The 25,061-nt window shown below is 68.9% G+C and carries 18 protein-coding genes; 13 read left to right on the forward strand and 5 right to left on the reverse strand.

Annotated features, from left to right (window positions below; genetic code table 11):
- Positions 1–524: 524 nt before the first annotated feature.
- The 5 genes from IEZ21_RS21880 (at position 525) to yjfF (ending at position 6,534) form a co-directional block, all read left to right on the forward strand.
- Complete coding sequence (locus IEZ21_RS21880; RefSeq protein ID WP_189323613.1) at positions 525–1,589, forward strand: LacI family DNA-binding transcriptional regulator; 1,065 nt, start codon at positions 525–527, stop codon at positions 1,587–1,589.
- Between the two features lie 150 nt (positions 1,590–1,739).
- The gene (locus tag IEZ21_RS21885; protein WP_189323614.1) at positions 1,740–2,750 is read left to right on the forward strand and encodes an ABC transporter substrate-binding protein; all 1,011 of its coding nucleotides are present in this window, start codon (positions 1,740–1,742) and stop codon (positions 2,748–2,750) included.
- Between the two features lie 108 nt (positions 2,751–2,858).
- On the forward strand, positions 2,859–4,397 hold the full coding sequence (locus IEZ21_RS21890; RefSeq protein WP_189323615.1) for a sugar ABC transporter ATP-binding protein: 1,539 nt from the start codon (positions 2,859–2,861) through the stop codon (positions 4,395–4,397).
- A complete protein-coding gene (locus IEZ21_RS21895) occupies positions 4,394–5,506 on the forward strand; it encodes an ABC transporter permease (RefSeq protein WP_033320698.1) in 1,113 nt (370 codons plus the stop codon). The genes IEZ21_RS21890 and IEZ21_RS21895 overlap by 4 nt, the downstream gene beginning before the upstream one ends.
- Positions 5,506–6,534, forward strand: a complete 1,029-nt coding sequence (gene yjfF, locus IEZ21_RS21900) for a galactofuranose ABC transporter, permease protein YjfF (RefSeq protein ID WP_189323616.1) — start codon at positions 5,506–5,508, stop codon at positions 6,532–6,534. The genes IEZ21_RS21895 and yjfF overlap by 1 nt, the downstream gene beginning before the upstream one ends.
- Before the next feature lie 580 nt (positions 6,535–7,114).
- Here yjfF and IEZ21_RS21905 read toward each other — a convergent pair.
- The 3 genes from IEZ21_RS21905 to IEZ21_RS21915 form a co-directional block, all read right to left on the reverse strand.
- Positions 7,115–12,304 (reverse strand): family 43 glycosylhydrolase, encoded by a 5,190-nt coding sequence (locus IEZ21_RS21905; RefSeq protein ID WP_189323617.1) that lies wholly within the window; start codon positions 12,302–12,304, stop codon positions 7,115–7,117.
- Between the two features lie 333 nt (positions 12,305–12,637).
- Positions 12,638–13,786, reverse strand: a complete 1,149-nt coding sequence (locus IEZ21_RS21910; protein ID WP_189323618.1) for a serine hydrolase domain-containing protein — start codon at positions 13,784–13,786, stop codon at positions 12,638–12,640.
- 50 nt (positions 13,787–13,836) lie between these two features.
- Complete coding sequence (locus IEZ21_RS21915; protein WP_189323619.1) at positions 13,837–16,386, reverse strand: M14 family zinc carboxypeptidase; 2,550 nt, start codon at positions 16,384–16,386, stop codon at positions 13,837–13,839.
- Between the two features lie 154 nt (positions 16,387–16,540).
- Between IEZ21_RS21915 and IEZ21_RS21920 the strand changes: the two genes are divergently transcribed.
- Positions 16,541–17,410: a hypothetical protein gene (locus IEZ21_RS21920; RefSeq protein ID WP_189323620.1), complete on the forward strand. Its 870-nt coding sequence runs from the start codon at positions 16,541–16,543 to the stop codon at positions 17,408–17,410.
- Here the strand turns inward: IEZ21_RS21920 and IEZ21_RS21925 are convergent.
- Positions 17,302–18,258: a RecB family exonuclease gene (locus tag IEZ21_RS21925; protein WP_189323621.1), complete on the reverse strand. Its 957-nt coding sequence runs from the start codon at positions 18,256–18,258 to the stop codon at positions 17,302–17,304. The two genes, IEZ21_RS21920 and IEZ21_RS21925, sit on opposite strands and share 109 nt — an antisense overlap.
- A 341-nt stretch (positions 18,259–18,599) precedes the next feature.
- Here IEZ21_RS21925 and IEZ21_RS21930 point away from each other — a divergent pair, with 341 nt between their 5' ends.
- From IEZ21_RS21930 to recA, 5 genes are all read left to right on the forward strand, one after another.
- Entirely contained in the window at positions 18,600–19,580 is a 981-nt protein-coding gene (locus tag IEZ21_RS21930; protein ID WP_189323622.1) for an ATP-binding protein, read from the forward strand.
- Positions 19,577–20,089, forward strand: coding sequence for a hypothetical protein (locus tag IEZ21_RS21935; protein ID WP_189323623.1), 513 nt, complete (start codon positions 19,577–19,579; stop codon positions 20,087–20,089). The genes IEZ21_RS21930 and IEZ21_RS21935 overlap by 4 nt, the downstream gene beginning before the upstream one ends.
- 125 nt (positions 20,090–20,214) lie before the next feature.
- Positions 20,215–20,751 (forward strand): zinc finger domain-containing protein, encoded by a 537-nt coding sequence (locus IEZ21_RS21940; RefSeq protein WP_189323624.1) that lies wholly within the window; start codon positions 20,215–20,217, stop codon positions 20,749–20,751.
- Between the two features lie 71 nt (positions 20,752–20,822).
- Entirely contained in the window at positions 20,823–21,305 is a 483-nt protein-coding gene (locus IEZ21_RS21945) for a single-stranded DNA-binding protein (protein ID WP_189323625.1), read from the forward strand.
- Between the two features lie 73 nt (positions 21,306–21,378).
- Positions 21,379–22,428: a recombinase RecA gene (recA, locus tag IEZ21_RS21950; protein ID WP_189323626.1), complete on the forward strand. Its 1,050-nt coding sequence runs from the start codon at positions 21,379–21,381 to the stop codon at positions 22,426–22,428.
- Here the strand turns inward: recA and IEZ21_RS21955 are convergent.
- The gene (locus tag IEZ21_RS21955; protein WP_169786195.1) at positions 22,412–22,576 is read right to left on the reverse strand and encodes a hypothetical protein; all 165 of its coding nucleotides are present in this window, start codon (positions 22,574–22,576) and stop codon (positions 22,412–22,414) included. The genes recA and IEZ21_RS21955 overlap by 17 nt on opposite strands.
- A gap of 878 nt (positions 22,577–23,454) precedes the next feature.
- Between IEZ21_RS21955 and IEZ21_RS21965 the strand changes: the two genes are divergently transcribed.
- Positions 23,455–23,721: a hypothetical protein gene (locus IEZ21_RS21965; protein ID WP_189323627.1), complete on the forward strand. Its 267-nt coding sequence runs from the start codon at positions 23,455–23,457 to the stop codon at positions 23,719–23,721.
- A 529-nt stretch (positions 23,722–24,250) separates the two neighbouring features.
- Positions 24,251–25,054, forward strand: a complete 804-nt coding sequence (locus IEZ21_RS21970; RefSeq protein WP_189323628.1) for an EI24 domain-containing protein — start codon at positions 24,251–24,253, stop codon at positions 25,052–25,054.
- The last annotated feature ends 7 nt before the right edge of the window (positions 25,055–25,061 follow it).

Here is a 25,061-nt window from a genome sequence, read left to right on the forward strand (position 1 = left end):
CGGCCTTGGCGAAGTCCGGTGCAGTACCGCGCCCCTAGGAGGCCGCAGGCCTCCCTAGGGGCGCGGGGAACTGCGCGACCAGCCCTCACCGGCCCGCAGGTTCATCACCGTTCTTCCAGCGGAGCGCTTCGCGTACGACTTCGCGCGTGTATGGCTACTCGTGCGTACGGCGACCGTTACTCACACGTACGACCACCGTCGTCGAGCCGTCGGCGGACGGCATTAACAACGTTGTCCAAGTCCCGCACAGACCAAGGGAGTTGCCGACCCCGATCGACATACGGCCATGAGGAACCGCACGTCAATACCGCATGGCCGGGGCTTTCGCCGCGGAGGCACTCGGCCGCCGCAGCCGGCCTCCGCTTCGACCTGCACCTTCTGCCGTGTTATTCAACCGTGACGCCTTCTCCTTGCAGCTCTCTTGACCGCCATGGATTGTTAGCGCTCACAATGGCGTCCGCACTCACCGGTCGGCGGCCATCGCCGGCCAACGGTGTTCAACGGCATCCCAAGGAGGTGCGGCCGTGACACATGCACAGCTTCGGCCGCCCACCATGGCGGATGTCGCACGACTGGCAGGGGTGTCCCACCAGACCGTGTCCCGCGTACTGGGGGACCACCCCAATGTGCGGGAGGAGACACGGGCGAGGGTGCTCCGCGCGATCGAGGAGATGGGCTACCGCCGCAACTTCTCCGCACGGGCCCTGGCGACCCGGCGCACCCGGACCCTGGGTGTGGTCGCCTCCAACACCACGCTCTACGGGCCGGCCAGCACGTTGTTCGCGCTGGAGGAGGCGGCGCGTGCCGAGGGGTATCTCGTCTCGACGGTCAGTCTGCGCAGGCTGACGGTGGAGACGCTGTCCGAGGCCCTGGACCGCCTCAGCGAGGGCGGGGTGGAGGGTGTCATCGCCATCGCCCCACAGCGGTCGGCGGTCGAGGCACTCGCCGAACTCCGCCACCCCTTCCCGGTGGTGGCCGTGGGCACCGGGTCCGGCGCGGAGGTCCCCAACGTCAACGTGGACCAGCAACTGGGCGCGCGGCTGGCCACCGGCCATCTGCTGGCCGCCGGCCACCGCAAGGTCTGGCATCTCGCCGGGCCCGAGGACTGGCAGGAGGCGGCCGACCGGGCCGCCGGCTGGCGGGCGACCCTCGAAGCGGCGGATGTCGAGCCGCCCGTGCTGCTCCGCGGAGACTGGAGTCCGCTGTCGGGCTACCGTGCCGGCCAGGAACTGGCCGGCTGGGTGGGCCGGGGGCTGACCGCCGTCTTCGTCTCCAACGACCAGATGGCACTGGGGGTGTTGCGGGCCCTGCGTGAAGCAGGTGTCAGAACTCCCCAGGACGTGGCGGTGGTCGGCTTCGACGACATCCCGGAGTCGGAGTTCTTCGCCCCGCCGCTCACCACCGTCCGGCAGGACTTCTCGACGGTGGGCGAGCGGAGCATCGCCCTCCTCCTCGATCTCATGGAGGGCCGGGCTCCTTCCGGGGCGGCCCGGATCGCCATCGAACCCCAACTCGTCGTCCGCGCCAGTACCTTTCCGTACGGCCCTCAACCGCCGTACGCCCTCCAGCCGGAGGGCGCTCCCGACTGACGCGGGCGCAACCGGTCGCCTCGCACGCACCACCGTGACCGGCATTTCGAACAATGATCGACAGGCTGGACGTAGTGCGGCCGGCCGTTCCACCAGCACCACCGAGTGACAGCGGGTCCATCGCCGGGCCGGCACTTCAAAGGAGAAGACATGCTCAACAGACGGAACTTCCTCACCGCGGCGGTCGGCGTGGCGGCTGCGGGCGGCCTGGCGGCCTGCGCCAAGGAGGACGAGGGCTCCTCCACCTCCTCCTCCGGCGGCAGCGGCGGCAAGAAGCTCACCCTCGGCTTCTCCCAGGTCGGCTCGGAGAGCGGCTGGCGCAGCGCCAACACCGACTCGGTGAAGGCGTCGGCCAAGGAAGCGGGTTACAAGCTCCAGTTCTCCGACGCCCAGCAGAAGCAGGAGAACCAGATCTCCGCGATCCGCGGCTTCATCGCCCAGAAGGTGGACGTCATAGCCTTCTCGCCGGTGGTCGTCACCGGCTGGGACGCGGTGCTCAAGGAGGCCAAGGCCAAGAAGATCCCGGTCGTCCTCACCGACCGCTCCGTCGAGACCTCCGACGAGTCCCTGTACGTCACCCTCGTCGGCTCGGACTTCACGGACGAGGGCCGGCGCGCGGCCAGGATCCTGGAGAAGGTCCTCGAGAAGGCCGGCCACAAGGGTGCCGTGAAGATCGCACAGCTGGAGGGCACCACCGGTGCCGCCCCCGCGATCGAGCGTGCCAAGGGCTTCAAGGAGGTCATGGACGCCGACCACAAGGACGACTGGAAGATCGTCGTCAGCCAGACCGGTGACTTCACCCGCGCCGGCGGCAAGCAGGTCATGGCGGCCTTCCTGCAGTCCAACCCGGACATCGACGTGCTGTTCGCGCACAACGACGACATGGGTATCGGCGCCATCCAGGCCATCGAGGCGGCCGGCAAGAAGCCCGGCAAGGACATCCTGATCGTCACGGTCGACGGCGTGAAGGACGGCTTCGTCGCCATGTCCGAGGGCAAGATCAACGCCATCGTCGAGTGCAACCCGCTGCTCGGCCCCCAGCTGATGGAGGTCGTGCAGAAGGTCAAGGACGGCGAGACGGTCGAGCGCTGGATCAAGACCAAGGAGAGCGACTTCATGCAGGACCAGGCCAAGGAAGCGCTCCCCACCCGCAAGTACTGACCGACCGCACCCACCGGCAGGGAGCCTCCGCCCGACCGAACCCTCCGTCCGGAGGGCCGGCCAGGAGGCTCCCTGCGGGCCTGAACGAAAGTCAAGAGGAGCGCTGCCATGGCAGAGCCGCAGCCCGTCCTGGAGATGACGGGCATAGTCAAAGAGTTTCCGGGGGTACGGGCTCTGTCCGGCGTCGACTTCCGGCTCTTCCCCGGCGAGATCCACGCCCTGATGGGCGAGAACGGAGCCGGGAAGTCCACCCTCATCAAGGTGCTGACCGGTGTCTACTCGCTGGACGACGGCACCATCACCCTCGACGGGCAGCCCGTGCAGATCGACAGCCCGCTGCAGGCGCAGCAGGCCGGTATCAGCACGGTCTACCAGGAGGTGAACCTCTGCCCCAACCTGTCGGTGGCGGAGAACATCTTCATCGGCCGTGAACCCACCCGCTTCGGCCGCATCCAGTGGAACCGCATGCGCAAGGAAGCGGCGGAGCTGGTCGACCGGCTCGGCCTCGACATCGACGTGACCGCGCCCCTGTCCTCGTATCCGCTGGCCGTGCAGCAACTGGTCGCGATCGTACGGTCGGTGGGCACCGGCGACAGCGACGGCGCGGGAGCCGGCACCAAGGTGCTGGTCCTGGACGAGCCGACCTCCAGCCTCGACCGCGACGAGGTCCTCGAACTGTTCCGCCTGATGCGGCAGTTGAGGGACGAGGGCGTCGCGATCCTGTTCGTCTCCCACTTCCTCGACCAGATCTACGAGATCTGCGACCGGATGACCGTCCTGCGCAACGGCACCCTCGTCGGCGAGCACATGGTGAGCGAGCTCGATCAGGTCGGACTGATCCAGCTCATGATCGGCAAGGCCCTGGACCAGCTGGAGGAGCTCCACGACCATCAGCTGCGCTCCGACGTCGGCGAGACGCTGGTCAAGGCGGACGGCCTCGGCAGGACGGGCGGCATCGCCCCCTTCGACCTGGAGATCAAGAAGGGCGAGGTCGTCGGACTGGCCGGCCTGCTCGGCTCGGGCCGTACCGAACTCGCCCGGCTTCTCTTCGGCGCCGACCAGCCGGACAGCGGCAAGGTGTCGATCGGCGGCAAGCAGGTCTCGATGAGCGCCCCGAACGACGCGATCGGCGCGGGTGTCGCGTTCTGCTCGGAGAACCGCAAGAGCGAGGGCCTCGTACCGGATCTGACGGTGCGCGAGAACATCATCCTCGCCCTCCAGGCGGCCCGCGGCTGGACCCGGCCCATCCCCGCCTCCCAGCGGGACGAACTCGTCGCCAAGTACATCAAGGCGCTGGACATCCGCCCCGCCAACCCGGAGGCCCGCGTCGGCCAGCTCAGCGGCGGCAACCAGCAGAAGGTACTGCTCGCCCGCTGGCTGATCACCCAGCCGAAGCTGCTGATCCTGGACGAACCGACGCGCGGCATCGACGTCGGCGCGAAGACGGAGATCCAGAAGCTCGTGGTCTCACTCTCCGAGGACGGCATGTCCGTGCTGTACATCGCGGCCGAGCTGGAGGAAGTACTCCGGCTCAGCCACACCATCGGAGTGCTGCGCGACCGCAAGCTGGTCGCGCAGATCGCCAACGGGCCCGAGATCACTCCCAGCCGGATCCTGGAGACCATCGCGAGCGGAGAGCACCAGTGACCACCACACCCCGATGGCGAGCGCTGACGCACCACAACCTGTTCTGGCCGGTCGTGGTCCTGGTCGTCCTGCTGCTCGTCAACGTTCCCTTCACGCCCGACTTCTTCTCGATCCGGATGACGAACGGCCACCTCCACGGCAGCCTCGTCTCGATCGTGCTGTTCGGCTCGCCCCTCATCCTGGTGGCGGTCGGCATGACCCTGGTCATCGCCACCGGGGGCATCGACCTCTCGGTCGGCGCCGTGGTCGCCATCACCGGGGCCCTGACCTGTTCGTACATCAGTGACCAGTCCGACCAGAGCGCCCTGTCCGGCGTGTTCTTCGCCATCGGCATCGGTCTGCTGGCGGCGGTCGTCTGCGGACTGTGGAACGGCTTCCTGGTCGCCCGTATGGGCATCCAGCCGATCATCGCCACGCTGATCATCATGGTCGCCGGACGCGGTGTCGCCCAGCTGGTCACCGACGGCCAGATCATCACCATCAACAGCGAGCCGTACAAGCTGATCGGCGGCGGCTACTGGCTGACCCTGCCCTTCTCCATCTTCGTGGTCGCGGCGGTCGTGGCCGTCACCGTGGTGCTGACCCGCAAGACGGCGCTCGGCCTGCTCGTCGAGTCGGTCGGCGGCAACGCCGAGGCCAGCCGCCTTGTGGGCATCCGCTCCCGGCGTATCAAGATCATGGTGTACGTGTTCTGCGCGCTGTGCGCGGGCATCGCGGGCCTGATGATCAGCTCCAACACCTCGGCCGCGGACGGCAACAACGCCGGCCTGTGGATCGAACTCGACGCGATCCTCGCCGTGGTGATCGGCGGCACCTCACTGCTGGGCGGCCGGTTCTCCATCGGCGGCACGGTGATCGGCGCCCTCGTCATCCAGACCCTGACCACCACGATCTACACCATCGGCGTGCCGACCCAGACCAACCTGGTCTTCAAGGCCGCCGTCGTCATCGTCGTCTGCCTGCTGCAGTCCCCGAAGTTCCGCGCCAAGGCCTTCGGCGGCAGGTTCGGCAACAAGCCCGGCGCGAAGGGCGGCACCGGTCAGCCCGCCGTGGCACCGGCGCAGACCGCCAAGACGACCGAGGCCGCTCCCAAGATGGAGGTGTCGTGATGAGCACGACCACGACCACCAAGCGTCCCCCGGCCCCGGACAGCCGTACGCCGTCCAAGGCCGCGCAGCTGCTCGGCGACCGGCGGCTGCCCGTCCTGGTGACGGCCGGGCTCTTCCTCGCGATGTACGTGGCGGGCCTGAGCCGGTACCAGAACTACGGGTTCGGCGAAGCGCAGGTCTTCATGAACCTGTTCATCGACAACGGCTATCTGCTGGTCGCCGCCGTCGGGGTCACCTTCGTCATCCTGTCCGGCGGCATCGACCTGTCCGTGGGCTCCGTCATCGGCTTCACCACCATGTTCACGGCATGGCTGGTGGAGCGTCAGGGCCTGCCGATCCTGGTCGTCATCCCCATGGCGCTGGCCGTGGGCGCCTTCGGTGGCTTCCTGATGGGCTATGTGATCCACAACTTCGAGATCCAGCCCTTCATCGTGACCCTGGCCGGCCTCTTCCTCTTCCGGGGCCTGTGCCTGGTCATCAGCAAGGAGTCGATCTCCATCGGCGACTCCTCGGTGAGCAGCATGGCCGGGGCGCAGGTGAACCTGGGGGCGGGCTTCCTGTCGATCGGCGCGATCGTCGCGCTGGTCGTCCTCGCCGTGGCGTTCTACGTCCTGCACTACACGCGCTTCGGACGCCGGGTGTACGCCGTCGGCGGCAACGAGCAGTCGGCCATGCTGATGGGCCTTCCGCAGGGCGGCACGAAGATCGCCGTCTACACGATCAGCGGCTTCTGCTCGGCGCTCGCCGGACTGCTGTTCACCCTCTACATCCAGTCCGGTGACCCGCTGCACGCCACCGGCATGGAACTCGACGCGATCGCCGCGGTCGTCATCGGCGGCACGCTGCTCACGGGCGGCTCCGGCTATGTGATCGGCACGCTGTTCGGTGTGCTGGTGCTGGGCCTGATCAAGAGCATCATCCAGTTCGAGGGCACGCTCAGCTCCTGGTGGACGAAGATCGCCACGGGTGTGCTGCTGTGCGCGTTCATCCTGATCCAGCGGGCGATGACGGCTCGTAAGAAGACCTGAGCCGTCTGCCTGCCGCCTGTCTTTTGGCCCGCCCTGTACCCGGGGCGGGCCTTTGGCGTGGGGGTTTCGCTCCCGCCGCCCCTACCCGTCCCGTCCCGGGGCCAGCCCCGGACCCCGCTGGGGGCTGCGCCCCCAGACCCCGTTTCGGGGCTTCGCCCCGGACCCCGTTTCGGGGGCCAGCCCCCGGACTCCCGCTCCTCAAACGCCGGAGGGGCTGATTTTCCGCGGACCCGGGCTGATTTTGCGCGGCCCTGGGCTGATTTCCGCAGCCGAGATTCCGCTGCCCAAGCGGATCCTCGCCCAGGGGGCACTTTGCAGCCCAGTCCCGCACCAATCAGCCCGTCCGGCGCTTGAGGACGAGGCCGTTCAGGCCGATGGGGGCCTGGGGCGCAGCCCCAGCGGGGTCCAGGGGCAGCGCCCCTGGCGGGGTCGAAGGGGCGGAGCCCCGGAACGGGACGGGTAGGGGCGGCGAGGGCGAAGAAAACCCCGCCCCACCGCCCCGCGTGCGTGACACGACGAGCGGCGCCCGGGGCTGGGTGCCCCGAGCGCCGCTCGGTGTGCAGAAGGACGGGACGGGCCGTCAGCCGAAGATGATGCCGTACGCCTTGCTGCCCGTGAGGTTGTCGTAGACGACGTCTCCCGTGGACTTCTTCCAGATCTTGATGCGGTACGTGTCGGGGGAGTTGGTCACGGTGATACGGAAGCCGTAGCCGCTGGTGCCGTTGACCGTGCCGGAGCCCTGGTACTGGGCGTCGGAGCCGGTGACCACCAGCCAGTCGGAGGAGGTGGAACGGAACTTCAGCTTGGCGGCCGCGTAGTCGAAGGTGGCGTTGCCGCTCGGAACGGTGGCGCCCTTCTTGTACTTGGCGCCGAAGGAGAAGCCCGCCGGACCCTTCAGGCTGGGCTTGGCGGGGTAGGCCCCGGCCGGGGAGGCGATCACGCCGACGCCCGCGATGGGCCAGGCCGCCCGGTCGTACACGATCAGTTCGGGCAGCTTGGTGCCGGCCGAGCCACCGTCGTCGTCCGTGACCGTGATCTCCGGGCGGTGAATGCCCGCCTTGGTGTAGGTGTGGCCGGCTTCGCAGCGGGAGCCGCTGACCTTCCCCGTGGCCGGCTCGGTGCCGTCCTTCCAGTCGACCCGGCAGGTCTGGGTGTCACCGGAGCCGAGGTCGGTGAAGTCGGCCGTGACGACCGCGCTCTTGCCGACCGACACCGGGGACGCCGGGCCCGCGGCCGAGGTGATCACCGGCGCCGCGTTGTCCACGGTCACGGTGAGCGTGTCGCTGCTGCGGCCGCCGGTCAGCGTGACCTCGTACGTGCCGTCGTCGTCGCAGGTGAGCGTGGTCAGGATGGCGGAGGGGTCGGAGAAGGCGCAGGGCGCTCCGTCCTCCACCGTCCACTTCGGGTCACCGGCCCCGGAGACCGTGCCGGTGAGCGAGATCGCGCCGCCCTCGGTGCCGGAGGCGTCGGGCCCGGCGCGGACGATGGTGACCGGGTCGATGCTCGCCAGCGTCGGTACGACCTTCTTGATCAGGCCGTCGGAGTCGAACTCCAGCTTGTCGACGGTGGTTTCGCGGTGGGTGCCGTCGCCGCCGGGGATGGCGAAACGGTGGTAGGCGATGTACCAGTCGTCGGAGTTCGGCACCTTCACCACCGAGTGGTGGCCGGGGCCCTTGATGCCGAGCGAGAGGTCCTTCTCCAGGATCACGCCCTGCTTGGTCCAGGGACCGGTGGGCGAGGACCCGGTGGCGTAGGCGACGCGGTAGTTCTCGTCCCGCGTGTCGTTCTCCGACCACATGAAGTAGTAGGTGCCCTTGCGCTTGATGACGAAGGTGCCCTCGTTGTAGCCGCTCGGGGTGATGTTGGTGACCTTCGAGGCGTCGAAGGAGACCATGTCGTCGTTCAGCGGCACGACGTACGCCCTGCCGTTGCCCCAGTAGAGGTACGACTGGCCGTCGTCGTCCGTGAAGACCGCCGGGTCGATCATCTGGCCCGTGTAGGCGCCGGCGGCGATCAGCGGCTTGCCCAGGGGCTCCTTGAACGGGCCGGTGGGCGAGTCGGAGACCGCGACACCGATGTTCGCGTCGGCGGAGTAGTAGAAGTAGTACTTGCCGTTCTTCTCCTCCATCGTCGGCGCCCAGGCCCTGCTGTCGGCCCACGCCACGTCCGGGCCCAGGTCGAGGATGACTCCGTGGTCCTTCCAGTTCACCAGGTCCTTGGAGGAGTACGCCTTGAACTGCGTGCCGCTCCAGCCCGGGAAGCCGTCGGTGGTCGGGTAGATGTAGAAGGTGTCGCCGAACCTGACGATGTTCGGGTCGGCGTTGAGCCCCGGCAGGACCGGGCTCTTCATCTCCAGGGCCCGGACCGTCCAGGTGCGCTTCTCGCCGTCCGAGCCGGTCACCTCGTACGTCACCGGCTCGGTGAAGTCGCGCAGGGTGCCGGACGCGGGGCTGATGGTTGCGCCGTTGGCGAGACCGAACTCCGGTGCCAGGGCGGTCACATCACTGCCCGCGGTCAGCGGGAGCGTGATCCTGCTGTCCGCGTCGTCGATGATCGCGTCGACCTTCAGCGCGGGGTGGGTCGCCGAGGCGATACCCGTGGTGTTCCCGCTGAGCTCCAGGATCTCGGCGGGCGACAGCGCCCGGTTGTAGATCCGGAAGTCGTCGACCTCGCCGCCGAAGTACGGGTCGGGGGAGTACATGGACTTGCCGATGTAGCCGGAGTAGCCCTTCGACGCGTCGTACATCTCGGACGGCTTGATGGTGACACCGTTCGCCCGGGCCGCCTCGGCGCCGTCGACGTAGAGGACCGCCGTCTCGGTCGCGCTGTTCACCGTGACGGTGACGTGCTTCCACTCACCGGGAGTGAGCTGCGAGCCGCCGACCATCTGCTTCTCGCCCGACCAAGTGGCCTTGGTGATCGCGGAGAAGACCTTGCCTGCGCCGTTGGACGGGGTGGCGAAGAGGTACTTGTCGCTGTCCGGGCCCAGGCCGAACAGCCACTGGAAGTTGTCCCCGCCCTTCCACTTCACGTGAGTGGAGACGGTGACGCTGTCAGCGCCCTTCAGAACGCCGTTCGGGATGCTGACGTACGGGGAGGTGGTGGAGGAGCTGGAACCGCCTGACATCTTGAAGGAGCCGTCCTTGACCCCCGTTCCGAAGTCGGGCGTACGGACGTACGTGCCGTGGTAGCCGTGCCCGCTGGAGTCACGGGCGATGTTGCCGCCGGTCTCGTCGAAGTCGTAGCGCAGCAGCAGGTCGGCGGGCACCTCGGGGCCCTGAGCCGAGACCGTGACCTCGGCCCTGGCCTTGAGCGCGGCGCCGTCGGGCAGGCTGCCCTCCACCGTGAAGGTGCCGGCCTGCGCGTAGGCCGAGGCCGGGACGTCGTCCCAGGTGACGGCGACGGGCCGCTTGGCGCCGTCCGCGTACTCGGCGATCACGGTGCCCGGCAGGACCGGTGCCTCACCGATGCCCGTCGTCACCTCCACGTCCTCGACCGACTTGACGAGCTCGTCCGACTGATAGGCCTTCAGCAGCCGGTCGTACTCGGCCTGCGTGACCGGAAGTACCGTGCCGTGACGGGGCTTTGACGGCAGGTCATATCCAGTGGACGGCGTCCAGTTGCCGGAGTCGAGGTCCGTCGTCTCGAACGGGATGTAGCCGCGGCCGCCGAACTCGTCGAGGAACGCGTACCACTTCTCCTCGGTGTTGGACTTGAAGACCAGCGGTCCCTCGGCGGCGCTCATCTCCCCCTTGCCGATGCCCTCGGCGACGAAGTCGTAGGTGGGGTCGAGGATCGAGTCGCTCTTCTCGTGGAAGATGAACTTGCTGTTCGGGGTGGAGGAGGTGTTGTTCCGCTCGTCCTTGGACAGACGGTGGTACGTGCCGTCGTGCTCGATCATCGTGGAGTCGATGACCGAGTAGCCGCGGTCGATCCAGACCTTGGGCTCGCTGAAGGTGTGGAAGTCGCGGGTGGTGGCGTACATCATGCGGTTGTACGTGTCGCCGGTGTGCGCCTCGTTGTCGTACAGCTTCGACGCCCAGAAGACGACGTACTCGCCGAGCTTCTCGTCGTAATAGGCCTCCGGGGCCCAGGTGTTGCCCGCCGAGTCCGGGGAGACCTTGACCAGGCGCTGGTTCGTCCAGTTCACCAGGTCGGTGGACTCCCAGACCATGATGGACTTGCTGCCGGTGCGCTGCGAGGCGTCCCAGTTGCCGTTGCCGTAGATCCGCAGGTCGGTGGCGATCTGGTAGAACTTGTCGCCCTCGGGGGAGCGGATGATGAACGGGTCGCGCAGACCCTTCTCACCGAGCGTGGAGGTCAGGACCGGCTTGCCCTCGTTCAACTCCCGCCAGTTCAGCGGGTCGTTGCCCTTGCTGAGAGCGGCGTAGAGCTGCTCGCCGTCCGAGGTGCCCTCGCCGGTGAAGTAGCTGAACATATAGCCCTTGAGGGCTTCCTTCTTCGGCAGCTGAGGCACCTTGGCGGTGAAGGTCCGAGTCGCCTTCGCGTCGCCCTTCGTGACCGTCGCGGTCAGCTCCACGGTGGTGTCGCCGTCGCCGTTCGCGGGGCGCTTCACCAGGCCGTCGGCGTCGATGACGTCCGGCTTCGCGGAGGACCAGGCGACCTTCGTGCCGTAGTCGCCGGTCGCGGGCAGGGTGAGGTTGCCGCGTACGTCGTCGAGGTTGTGGACGGACAGCGCCTCGGCGGCCTGCTCGGTGGCCGTGGCGTCGTCGAAGGCGGGGGAGACCGTGATGTCGAAGCTCTTGGTGTCGGTCGCGGTTCCCTTCTTCAGGGTCGCCGTGAGCGTGGCGCGGCCGTCCGGCTCACCGGCGGCGGGGCGGGTGACCTTGCCGGTGGCGGAGACCACGCCGGCGTTGTCCGTGGCCCAGCTGATCTTCGAGCCGCCGGCGGTGCCCGTGGTGGGCAGGGTCAGGTCGGAGACGACGCCGGTGGTGTCGCCGAGGGTGAGGGCGACCTTGTCGTCGGCGACGCCCTGGGTGGCGACGGGGAGGGAGAGCTCCTCGACCTCCGAACCGCCGAGTGCCCGGTTGTAGACCCGGAAGTCGCGGATCTGGCCCTTGAAGAGCTTGTCGCCCGGGTACACGGACTTGCCGATGTAGTTGGCGGTCGTCTTGCCGGAGCCGATGGCGCCCGGGGTGATGGTGACCGAGGTGTTGCGGGCCACCTCCACGCCGTCCTCGTACAGCACACCCGTGTTGCCGGTCTGGGTGTACGTGACCTGCTTCCAGACGGAATGGGTGAGGTTGCCGGAGGCGGACGGCCTGGTGGTCTGTTCCGTCGACCAGTTGCCGGTGGCTATGGAGGTCCGGAAGCTGTCGCCGGTGGTGAAGAGGTAGCCGTTGCCGGCGGTGCCGCTGGTGTTGCCGAAGCCGTAGAGGAAGTACGGGGTGGCCTGCGTGGAGTCGATCCGTACGTCCATCGAGACGCTGATCGCGTCCATGCCGCTCATGATGTCGTCCGGCACATCGATGTAGGTGTCGGAGCCGTTGAAGGCGAGTCCCTCGCCGCTGCCGGACCAGTTGGCGGTACCGCTGACGGTGCCGTTCCGGCCGTTTCCGGAGGCGTCGGCCACCGCGGTGCCCGAAGTGGCGTCGAGCTTGTACCAGAGGGCCAGGCCGTCGGTGATCTCCGCCGCCTGTACGGGGGTGACGGGTCCGGCGAGACCCAGGAACAGTGACGCGGCGGTCAGCCCGGCGAGATGGCCCGCCAGGCGTCTCGCGCGGCTGCGAGGCCGGTCGGTCTGCGGCATGTCAAGTCTCCTCGTTGAGACGTCGCTCATCGCTCAAGGGACGACGGGGAACGAAGGGAGAGTGGGTGGCGGCCCTGACGCCTGGGCACCCTGCTGTTTCGTCCGCGCTGTTTCGTCCGCGTGACGTCGTGTTGCGAGAGTGTCAGCCGGTGTACACGGGGCCGTCAATAGGTTTCGAACAATGTCCGGCCGGTCGGACAAGATGCTTCGCTGGGAAGGCGGTTCGTAGCTGCGGGTTCGTTGTGGCTTGTCGCGCAGTTCCCCGCGCCCCTAAGGGGCCTGCGGCCCCCTCGGGGCGCGTAACCGCATCGGACTTCGGCAGGTCCGCTTGGCTTAGGCAAGTGCAGCTATGTGCACCGCCCGCACCAGCCGCTCGTTCTCCGGCGCCGCCCCGCCCGGGAACGACATCCGGCGCCGTGTGTAGCCGTAGGCCAGGCCGCTGCGCGGATCGGCGAAGGCCTGGCTGCCGCCCGCTCCGCTGTGGCCGAAGGCCCCGGCGCCGAGGAATGGATACCAGTTCTCCGCCGTGGCCTGGAAGCCGAGCCCGTACGCCTTGTGGGCGCGCATCACCAGGTCGAAGCCGATCGAGTGGACCTGCCCGACCTCCGCGATCGTGTCCGGCTTCAGCAGCGGCGCCCGGCCGCCCACCCGGCTGATCGCCGCCGCGTACATCCCGGCGAGCCCGCGCGCGGAGGCGACGCCGCCCGCCGACGCCTGGCCCTGGGCGCGCACGGTACGGGAGTTGGCGAAGCCCTCCAGCGTTCCGGGCTCCGGCACGTGCTCGTTGAACGCGATCGACGTGAGCGTGTGCGGGCCGGTGGGCGCCGCGTCCAGTACGGCCTGCTCGGCGGCCGTCGGCGCCATCGGCTGTACGGAGCGGAAGCGGGGCTCCTCCGCCTCGGGCAGCCCCAGGAAGAAGTCCAGCCCGTACGGGGCACGGATCCGCTCCTCGTGCACCTCCTGGAGCGTACGGCCCGTGACCCGCCGTACGACCTCGCCCGTCAGCGCGCCGATCACGAGCGCGTGGTAACCGAAGGCGGTGCCCGGCCGCCAGAACGGACGCTGGCCCGCGAGCCGTTCGGCGACCGCGCGGTCGTCGGCGAGTTCGTCGTCCGTGAAGCCCGCGTCGGAGCCGACCACGCCCGCGCGATGCGCGAGCAGCTCGCGCAGGGTGATCGCCGACTTGCCCTCGACCGCGAACTCGGGCCAGTAGTACGCCACTTCACGGTCCAGCTCCAGCGTTCCCTCCTGCACGAGGAGGGCGACCACCAGATGGGCCGCCCCCTTCGTGGACGAGAAGACACCGAACAGCGTGTCCTCCTCCGTCTGAGGACCGGCCCAGAGATCGACGACCCGTCGCCCGTGGACGTACGCGCTCAACTGGCCTGCGTAGTCCGGCCGTTCGGCTGCCACGACGGCCGCGAACTCCTCGCGTACCGCCTCGTAGCCGTCGGCGACGGTGCCGTGGATCTCCGGGGTCATCCGTACTCCTCCAGTCGTCGTGCCTGTTGTGCCTGTCGTGCCTCAGGGTGTCAGCGGGACATCGTCAACAAGGCCCGTGCGACCTGGGGGAATTCCCCCTTCGGGTGGGCGCGGAAGAGCGGTTCCGTGCCGAACAGGACGACGTGCGGCCCGCTGACGACCGAGGCCCGGCCGGCCGCCCGGTCCGGGCCGCCGGTGCCGTCATCCAACGCGCGCCAGTGGCCGGAGACCAGGGGATTTCCGGTCGCGTACGACTGCTCCACACGGACCGAGGAGCCCAGGTCCGTGAACCACATGGGGGCGTACACGAAGCTGTGGTCCGGAGCATCCTGCGTGATGCCGCCGCGTGAATTGACCACGCGTACAACGCCGTTGGCGTCCCCATTGCCCTCGACCGGCTTGACGGCGAGCAGGTCCGCGGCGGCGTTGAGCGCGGCTCCGGTGGCTCCGCGGCCGACGAGGCCCTCGCGGGCGAGGAAGCGGTCCAGGGCGGTACGGGCCGCCGCGCCGAGCTCCTCGTGGTCGAGCCCGGCCGACGCGAACAGGACGTCCGCCTTCGACCAGTCGAAGCCCGCGTTGAGGATCGCCGTGGACACCGGGGTGACGTCGAAGTTCATCTCGCGGAGGGCGAAGAGTTCGCCGGGGGTGACGGCCGCGGCGACGCGTACGCGGTGGAGCGGGGTGCCTCCGGTCGTCTTCGTCGCGTCGAAGGCGACGTCGTACTTCTTGGCGAGCGCCGCTGCCTTCGTCCGGGCCGACGCGGGCACGATCGCGCTGCCGTCATCGGCCGACTGGCGTACCGAAACCCCGTCCGCCAGAAGGGAGTTGAGCGCCGCGATCTCGCGGGCGTCGTCCAGGCGCAGACGGAGGTTGGCGCCCGGGGCCACATACCCGACGCCAGCGGCCTCGTGGACCGTACGGGACGGGACGGAGAGCCCGGCGGTCCGGACGGAGTCGACCGACGCGCCCCACAGGCGGCCCAGACTCCAGCCCGAGATGTCGTACATCGTCGACACCTTGTCGCTGATGTCCCGGCCGTCCGCCAGCATCACATTGGCGAGACCGCGCTTGGGCTGGTGCATGTCGATGACGTACGAGCCCCGTGTGTACGACTTGCCGCCCAGCCTGAAGTCCTTTGTGGCGCGCCGGACTTGGACGTCGTTGGCGAGCAGGTGGTCGACGAGGCGGGCCGCGGCGGTGCTTGAGCGCTGACCGCGGCCGGAGGGAATGACGTACGCGCGCGGGAAGTCGGTCGTGTAGACGTCCTCAGGACCGATGCCCGGAACACCCGGCACCGTTTCGGGCGAGACGGGTGTTTGCGCGGCACCCGTAGCGCCCCGGCGGAAGACCTCGATCTGGTCGGCGATGAGTGAAGTACGGTGCTTCTGGGCGAAGTTGAGGGTGGCGTCCATCGCCGCGCCCGCCACGTCCACGTTGATCGCCGCACGGCGGCGCAGCTCGGTGACCGGCAGCTCGTCGTACTCCTTGTTGTTCACCGCGAGCGGGATCTCGATCGTGTGCGCGGCGACGGTGCCGTGGAAGGCCGCGTACTGCGGGGTGAAGATCGGCGGCCAGTCGTCCCAGCCCTCCTCCTGGTCGCGGAAGGGGATCTGGGCGGGCTCCACGCCGTCCTTCTCGGGTGTGTAGCCGAGGCCGTTGACGGCGGACTCCATTCCGAGGGCGTTGGCGTAGGTGTTCTTGAGGAAGAGGTCGTATTCGTAGTTCTCGCCGTGCGGGGGAGTGGTCGGCTCGATGAGGGTGCCGTTGACGTAGCCGTGCAGGTCGAGCATGACGGCCGGCTGCTTGTCGATCTCGATCTGCCGCATCGCGCGGACTTCGGGCTGCGAGGCGGTGATGAAGTCGCGGTTCATGTCGAAGCCGTTGGCGTTGGCACGGGTGCCGGCGATACGGCCGTCGGGGTTCGCGGTGATGTTGAAGTAGAGGCGGTTGCGGGCGAGGAGATCGGTGGTGTCCTTGTCCTTGGCCTTCGCGAGCCGTTCGATGAGCTTGAGCGCGGCGTCGGTGCCCTCCCATTCGTTGCCGTGAATGTTGTTGTTGAAGAAGAGGGGTGTCTTGTACGTCCTCTTGATCGCCGGGTCTTTCGCGGCGGCCGCTGGGACGTTCTCGATGAGTTCACGCATACGTTCCTGGGCGCGGGCCTGCTTCGACGACTCCGGGGCGGTGACGGTGACCAGGTAGAGGCGGTGACCGCCCGCCGAGCGGCCCGCGATCTCCACGCTGACTCGGTCGCCGAGCTGTTGGAGGGCGTTCAGCTTCGGGGCGATGGCGTGGTACGGGGTGAGGCCGAGCTTGATGGACTTGTCCGCGGGGTTCTGCGGGTCCGGGGTGAGGGTCTGTTCGCGGGGGTAGCCGCGGGCGTCCGTGGTGAGGTTGGGGACGGGGGAGGTGAGGGCTCGGTCGGTGGTGCTCTCGGGCGCTCTGGCAGCTCTGTCGGCTCCCTCCGAGGCGGCTCCGGTCTCCCTCTCGCGGGTCGGGGGTTGGGGCGTCGGGTCGGCTACGGCGCCGTACGGGCTGAGCAGGAGCGTTGCCGCAGCGGTGGCTGTGGCGGTGGCGAGCAGGACGGGTCTCGGCAGACGCACGCGTACCTCCTGTTAGTCGGTACGGGGAGGTGTACCGGTTCGATTCCCCTGCAACAAGAGGGCGTTGGCGTGGCGGAGCGGGCATGCTGTGGGTGGGCGTCGGCGCGACGGGGGCCGGGCGCTGGAGCGCAGTGCGTGAGGCGAGGAGCAGTCCATGGCAACGATTCCGTCGCTCCCCAGCAGGGATGACGTGGCGCGTATCGCACGGAACACCACCGACATCACCGGCCAACTTCTGGACACCGCGGGCAATATAACCCGTATCGCCATCAATACCTTTGATCCGAGGGACGGTTCGGGCGCTGAGGCGCTGCGGGTACTGCGGGAGACCACGGCCGAACTGGCCGAGGCGAGCGCCTCCCCACAGGCGCAGGAGGCCTTCTACCGCATCGTGGACACACTGACGCGGCTCGGTACGAGCGGGGCGCCGCTCGCCACCCACCCCGTCAGTGAGCCCGCGCAGGCGTTGCTCACTGCATTGGGTGACAGCCTGCTGCCGGTCCTTGACGCCGTGGAGCCCGCCGTGGAGGAGGCGGCGGAGGCACTCGGCGAGCTGGTCGCCGCGACGTCGCCGCTGCTGCCCACGGCGGCGGGGGTGATGGCGGGCGTGCTCCTCGCCCTCGCCCCTCTGATCCGGGCCGCGGCGGACGTACTACGGGACTCGTCCCCCGAACTCCGCCGCATCGCCGACGCGTTGACGGCCGCACTGGCCCCGCTCCTGCCCTTGCAGGTGGCGTTGGCGGAACGGGCCGCTGCCGCGGGGGCGGGCGTCGTCCGCGCGACGCTTCCGCCTCTGGCGGACCTGACGGAGGCGGCGGCCGCCGGTATCAAGGCGGGCCGCCCGCTGCTGGTCGCCGGCGAGGAGTTCGTCGTCTCCGGCCTGGAACACCTCCAGCCCTTGCTCCTGGCGTCCGCCTATCGGGCGGGGCGGGTGGCCCGGGCGGCGGCGGTACGGGTGTCGGCGGCGGTGTCGCCTGCGGCGGAGCCGGGAGTGGTGGTGGCGGTGACGCCGGCCAGGGGATAGGGCGGCGGGGTGCCGCCGAACGCGGGGCAGAGGTCCCGGTAGCCGCACCAGTCGCAGAAGCGGCTCGGGCTGGGCTGCCACTCGCCCGTCGTCACCGCCCGCTGGATCGCCGCCCACAGCGCCCGCAGCTTCCGCTCCACCGCACGCAGGTCCGCCTCGTCCGGGTCGTACGTCACCATGTCGCCGCTGCCCAGATAGAGCAGCTGGAGGCGGCGCGGGACCACTCCGCGCCGCCGCCACAGCACCAGGGCGTAGAACTTCATCTGGAACATGGCCCGGTGCTCGAAGTCCGGCGGGGGCGCCTTACCCGTCTTGTAGTCCACCACGCGGACCTCGCCGGTCGGGGCGACGTCCACCCGGTCGATGATCCCGCGCAGTGTCAGCCCGGACTCCAGCGTGGTCTCCACGAACAGCTCCCGCCCGGCGGGCTCCAACCGGGTCGGGTCCTCCATCCGGAAGTACTGCTCCAGCAGCTGTTCCGCCTCGGCCAGCCAGGAGGCCAGTACCGCGCCGTCCGTGTCCTGCGGGAAGAGGGCGGCCAGTTCGGGCCGTTTGCCCAGCAGTCGCTCCCACTCCGGGCGCAGCAACGCACGGGCACGGTCCGGGGTGCGCTGCCCGGCCGGCACGTCGAAGAGCCGCTCCAGCACCGCGTGCACCACAATGCCCCGGGCCGCCGCCGGGTTCGGTGGCTCCGGCAGCTTGTCGATCGCCCGGAGCCGGTAGCGCAGCGGGCAGGTCATGAAGTCGTCCGCGCGCGAGGGCGACAGCGAGGACGGCGTCCTCGGGGCGGGCCGAGGTGCCGCGGGCGGGGCCGCGTCCGATGCGGCGGAACTCCCGGACGGGGACATATTCCGACCTTACGCCGGGGGCCTGCGCAGGGCCCTTTCTGAATCCACCGGACCGGTTCCGGCTACGACCCTGTACCCACTGTGCCCACTGTGCCCGCCCGCGTCGTGGCGCAGGCGCACTCGCTCCGGCCGATACGGACATCAAGAGCATTGGTTACTTTTCTGGAGAAAAGTGTTGATTTTTCCTCTGTGCATGCCTAACGTGTGGTTTCAGGCAGTTTCGAACTGACATTCGAGCAAGTGACGGCCGTGTGGGTGCACGTCTTGCCAGATGAGGACCGTGTTCCGGCCCTTCCCAAGCCCACCCCGAACCGCCGTCGGATGCGCCAGAGGAGAACGGCGTGAGCACCTTCACCTTCACCCCAGCCACCAAGGAGCAGGCCAAGGCCCGCATCGCGCTCACCGGTCCCACCGGCTCGGGCAAGACCTACACCGCGCTCGTCATCGGCACCGGGCTCGGCGACCGGATCGCCCTGATCGACACCGAGCACGGCAGCGCTTCCAAGTACGCCGACGAATTCGCCTTCGACACCCTCCCGCTCACGACGTTCGAGCCCCGGGCGCTCGTCGAGGCGCTCGCGGTGGCCGCCCACGAGGGCTACGACGTCGTGATCGTCGACTCGCTCTCGCACTTCTGGTCCGGCACGGGCGGGATGCTGGAGCAGGTCGACAACGCGGCCAAGCGCACCGGGTCGGGGAACAGCTTCGCCGGCTGGAAGGAGGCCCGCCCCCTGGAGCGAGCGATGATCGACGCCCTGCTCGCCTATCCCGGTCAGCTCATCGCCACCATGCGTACCAAGACCGAGTACGTCGTCGAGGCCGACGAGCGCGGGCGCAAGGTACCGCGCAAGGTCGGGCTCAAGCCCGAGCAGCGGGAGGGCATCGAGTACGAATTCGACATCGTCGGCGACCTCGACCACGAGAACACCCTGGTGATCTCCAAGTCCCGGGCGAAGCCGCTGTCCGGGATGGTGCTCCACAAGCCCGGCGCGGAGTTCGCCGAGGCCATCCTCGGCTGGCTCAAGACCGGCAAGCCCGCCAAGTCCGTGTCCGACTACATCGCGGCGGCCACCGCACCGGACGCCACCTATGACGGCCTGCGCTCCCTCTACGAGGAGGCCCGCCGGCACAACCTGCTCGGCTCCGCCGTCCTGGACGACGGGGAGACCCGCACGCTCGGCGAGCTGATCGTGCGCCACGGCACCGAGGCGGCGAAGAAGCAGGACGCCCGAGATGCCGAGTCGAGGGCCGAGACCGAGCGCGAGACCGAGCGGAGGAAGGACGAGGTCGGAACCGGGCGGAGGAAGGACAAGGTCGCATGAGCCTCAGGGACCACGCCACCCGGGTCGCCGTGCTCAGGGTGCTGCGCGACGTGGTGGAGGCCGAGTACCGGGCCACGCGCCGCGAGGTCCTCGACGGCCTGCGCGCGGCCCGCGCCGAGCTCGGCCTCAAGTCGATCCGGGCGACACTGCCGGACGGCACCCCGATCGCCATCATCACGCTCATCGACCCCCAGCCGACGGTCGTGATCGCCGACGAGCACGCCTTCCTCACCTGGGTGGCCGAGAACCACCCCGACGAGGTGGAGACGCTCACCCAGGTACGCCCCCACTGGCAGCGGGAGTTCTTCGCCCGGCTCGCCGGCCTCGACGCGGTCACCGACCCGCACACCGGCGAGGTGATCCCCGGACTGGCGACGCTTCCGGCGTCCGAACCGCGTTCGTTCAGCCTCCGGCCCGTTCCCGGCGGAACGGAACAGGTCGCTCGCGCCTGGCACACCGGCGAGATCGACCTGCGCCGGCTGCTCGCCCTCGGCGGCGAGACGCGATGACCACCACCATGCCCGCCACCACAGCGCCCTCCGGCAGGGACGCATCCGCCGCCCTGTGGTTCCCGGTCCCACGAGCCGAGCGGTCCCGGGGAGGTGGGATGCGTTCCCGCGGAAGGGAGTCCCGGATGACAACGGCCGAGACGGCCCGGCTGGTCACCCTGATCGCCTCGATCTGCCCGTCGACGCACATGGAGGAGACCACGGAGACCACGGCGAAGAACTGGCACCCCCTCCTGGCAGACCTGGACGCCGCCGACGCACACGAGGCCGTGATCCGGCTGGGCCGACGGCGGCACCACATCGCCGCCGTCGACATCCGTGACGAGGTACGCGCGATCAGGGAGGAGCGGCTCGCCCGCGACCCGCTGCCGCTCCCGGACGCGGACCCGGACGACCCGCGCCGCTACCGCGCGGAACTCCTCGCGATCGTGACCGCGATCGCCTCGGGACAGCGCGTCGAGCGGGCACCCACCAGCCCGGCCCCGCCGCCCCACGCCCCCGCCGACCGCTCGAGGAACGACCTCCGCGTCCGCGCCCTCCGAGTTCCCTGCCCATGGTGCAAAGCCGCCCCCGGCCATCCGTGCACCGTCCCCCGCCTCGGCATTCCGTTGAAGAACGCCCCGGCCCACGCGTCGAGACTCACCGCGGCCGATCCGCCGTAAGACACGTCCGCCGTAAGACACGTAAGACAACCAACTCCCCCCCGCCCGTACGCGCGTTAGGAGTACCTCTCATGGTCGGCGAGACCGTAGTCACCGTCGTCGGCAACCTGACCGACGACCCCGAAATCCGCATGACCCCGTCCGGCGACGCGGTCACACACTTCACCGTCGCCTCCACGCCCCGCGCCTTCGACCGACAGAGCAACGAGTGGAAGGACGCCGACACGCTGTTCCTGCGCTGCTCGGCCTGGCGGCAGATGGCGGAACACATCGCCAGGTCCCTGACGCGCGGCACCCGCGTCATCGTCCAGGGACGGCTGCACCAGCGGGCATACGAGACCAAGGAGGGCGAGAAGCGGACCGTCATCGAGCTGGAGGCCACGGAGATCGGCCCCTCCCTGCGCTACGCCGACGCGACGGTCAGCAAGACCTCTCGCGTGGGCGCTTCCGGCGGCACCCTCTTCGGCACCGAGCCGCCCGCGCCGAAGGACACACCGAGGGCACCCGACGGGGACAAGAGCACCCCCGAGAAGAGCTCCACGTTCCCCTTCTGAGCCTGCCCGCTCTGAGCCTGTCCGTCGGCCGCGATGGCACATCCAGACCCCCATTACCCCCGAGGGGGACCCCATGAAAGTACAGAACCGCGAAGAGACGCTCGAACTAGCCCTCGCCCAGATCGAGAAGCGGTTCGGCCAGGGCTCGGTCATGCGCCTCGGCGACGACCCCTGGGTCCCCGTCGAGGTCATCCCCACCGGCTCCGTCGCCCTCGACGTCGCCCTCGGCGTGGGCGGCCTGCCGCGCGGGCGGGTCGTGGAGATCTACGGCCCGGAGATGAGCGGGAAAACCACCATCGCGCTGCACGCCCTGGCCAACGTGCAGCGGGCCGGCGGGACCGCGGTGTTCATCGACGCCGAGTACGGCCTCGACATCGAGTACGCGAGAAGGCTCGGCGTCGACATCGACGACCTCATCGCCTGCCAGCCCGACACCGGCGAGCAGGCGCTGGAGATCGCCGACACGCTGGTCCGCTCCGGAGCCGTCGACCTCATCGTCATCGACTCCGTCGCCGCCCTCGTGCCGAGGGCGGAGATCGAGGGCGAGATGGGCGACCCCCACGTCGGCCTCCAGGCCCGGCTGATGAGCCAGGCGCTGCGGAAGATCACCGGAGCACTCGGCCAGTCGAGGACCACGATGATCTTCATCAACCAGCTCCGGGAGAAGATCGGCATCGTATTCGGCCCTCCAGAGACCACGACCGGCGGCCGGGCGCTGAAGTTCTACGCCTCGGTGCGCCTGGACATCCGCCGCATCGAGACCCTCAAGCGCGGCGCCGAGCCGGTCGGCAACCGCACCCGCGTCAAGGTGGCCAAGAATAAGATCGCGCCGCCCTTCAAACAGGCCGAGTTCGACATCCTCTACGGGCAGGGCATCAGCCGCGAGGGCGAGCTGATCGACATGGGGATGGAACACGGCTTCGTCCGCAAGGCCGGCGCCTGGTACACGTACGAGGGCGACCAGCTCGGCCAGGGCAAGGAGAACGCCCGCACCTTCCTGAAGGACAACCCCGACCTCGCCGACGAGATCGAGAAGAAGATCAAGGAGAAGCTGGGTGTCGGGACACGGCCGGAGGACCTCGGGACTCGGCCGGAGGATCCGGCAGCTACGTCGCCGGAGTGAAACCCCGTTCGGCCAGTGCGTCGATGGTGGTGCCGCCATCGTCGTACACGAGGGTGCCGGAGTCCCAGTCCAGCACTACGTCATCAAGCCCTCGAGCGCGGACGAGCCAGTCGTAGTTCCGCAGCGCGATGATCGTCTCCTCGGTCATGAAACCGAAGCTACTGCTCCTGCTCCGGCTCTCACCGCCGTGCACCTCTGGCCCGCTGTCCCCGCCACACTTTCGGCGGAACAGCCGCCGACGCCGCTGCGCCCGGAGCCGGGCAGTTGGCACAGGCGCGGAGCCGGTCCGAGATGCGCGCCCGCAGAAGGGGAGCCCCGCCTCAGCTGAGTGACGCTGTGGCCAAGCCCTTCTGCCGGGGTACCAGGTGCGAAAAGTGTGACACTTTCCGGGAAAGTGTCACACTTTTCGTGGAGTGCATGCCCGGATCGCGCGTCACCGGCCGGATTCGCCAAGGAGTAGCTCATCTCCGGCCGGGAACCGAGCCGTGCCGCCCTCTTCCCACGCCACCACGGCTACCCGCCCATTGGGCCCATGTCGGTGCGCGCCTCCTTGGCCGGCCGCGACTGGCCCTCGGTGACCGTGACTCCGCTCTCGAGTCGCTCGAAGAAGCATGGGGTGTCGCGCCCGAGATGGCCCGCGTCCACCCGATGAGCCAGGAGTTGATGCGGGTGCTGACCTCACTGCACCGTCGCAGCAACCCGAGGCTGACCCGCCTTGCCAAGCGAGCCGGCGTGCCGTTCTGACCGTCAGCGCAGTGAACCGTTCCCGGATCCGCCGACGCCACGCAGCTCGGGGCAGGTCGAGTGAACCGCTGACTTATATGTGCGGTAGTAGCGCGTGGTCGGGTTTGCTGCCCGTAGCGTGCTGCAGGGCGCCGGCCGGAGTGGCTCGTGAACCGCTTGCCGAAGTCTGGCTCTCCCGGGGTGAGCATGCCCAGCGCGGAGTGTCTGCGCTGGCGGTTGTGGAAGATTTCCAGGTACTCGAAGAGCGCGGTGGCGGAACTTCTCCCTCCTGAGGACAGACTGATGCTGGACATCGAAGAGGCGACCAGGCTGGCCCAGAGGTTCCTGGATGAGAAAGTCAGCCATGAGGGCATGACCTTTGCGCTCGTCGAAGGAGAGCACGCCCAGGTGGGAAGCACCTTCTACTTCGACTGTCAGTCGGTCGCCTACCTCCGCAGCGGAGACCTTCGAGACATGGCTATCGGCACGGGCTACGTGTGCGTCGACGGAGAGACGGGGAAGTGCCGCATGCTGGGAGCGGTCGAGTCTGCCCAGCTGGACCTGTTCTGACAACGGGCTCATGGCCCGCGACAATCACCGTCGCGGGCCATGAGCCCGGATTTGATGAACTGACACGCTGAGCGAGACGGAGGCCCGCACAACAACCTGGACAAAGCTGTACGGGCGTGAGTGGCGCGGACGATCCCGCAGGATCCTCACTGGCCGCAACGAGGCGCCGGAGCCTTCGTCGACAGGTACCTCCTGGCCCGTCCTGCCTACCCGTTCTACGGGGCCGAGTACATGTTCCGCCAGCAGGGCTGCGACGTAATCGCAGACCTGTACGCGCAGGCCGCCGAGGAACTCGCAGGACTGCATCGGCCTTTCGGCAGTCGGTCGGCCTCGCGATCGAACAGGGAAGATGATGTCCGGCTCCACCACGGTGACCAGAGACGCTTTGCTCAGCGAAATACTCAAGCTCGACATGGGCTTGGTGCACCTCGCGATCTGCCGGAAGCACTGCGACCCACGGCACTGAGGAGCAACATATGACCTACTGCTACACCTACGACGAGCGGCACGCCCCCGATATGGTGCCCCCATGCATGATCTGCGCGTGGGGTTCGGCTACTTGGGGCAGGGGCAGCGTTGGGTTGCCCGGCATGGGAAGCAGTTCGGGTTCGGGCTGATCCCGGGGCTCATCACGCTTGTGCTGTATGCGGCCGCGCTCGTCGGCCTGGCCGTGTGGGGTACGGACTTCGTGGCCTGGGCCACCCCGTTCGCCGATGACTGGGCGAGCCCCTGGCTGGGCCTCTTCCGGGGGTTCCTGACGGCAGTCCTTTTCGCACTCGCCCTCCTCCTCGCCGTCGTCACCTTCACCGCCGTGACCCTGCTCATCGGGCAGCCCTTCTACGAGAAGCTCTCCGAGTCCGTGGACCGGGACGTCTCGCCGGACGGGACGGCGCCCGAGTCGGGGCTGTCGTTGTGGCGGGAGTTGGTGATCTCGGCGCGGGACAGTCTGCGGATCGTCGTCAGGGCCGCGGCGTGGGGCGTGTTGCTCTTCGCGCTCGGGTTCATTCCGTTCGTCGGGCAGACCGTCGTGCCGGTGATCGGGTTCTTCGTCACCGGGTTCTTCCTGACCGAGGAGCTGACGTCGGTCGCGATGCAGCGCCGTCGCGTCGAAGCCCGAGACCGCCTGCGCCTGTTGCGCTCCCGCAAGGCCCTGGTGTGGGGCTTCGGCACACCCCTCGCCCTCGCCTTCGTCGTACCGTTCGTCGCCGTGTTCCTGATGCCCGGCGCGGTCGCGGGCGCCACGCTGATGGCCCGCGACCTGCTGGGTGAGGAAACCGGAGAAGAAGAGGGCGAGGGAGAGGGACAGGTCCGGGGCGACTCCGTCGCCTGGTGACCTACCG

Source organism: Streptomyces flaveus (assembly GCF_014647675.1).
GTDB lineage: Bacteria > Actinomycetota > Actinomycetes > Streptomycetales > Streptomycetaceae > Streptomyces > Streptomyces flaveus.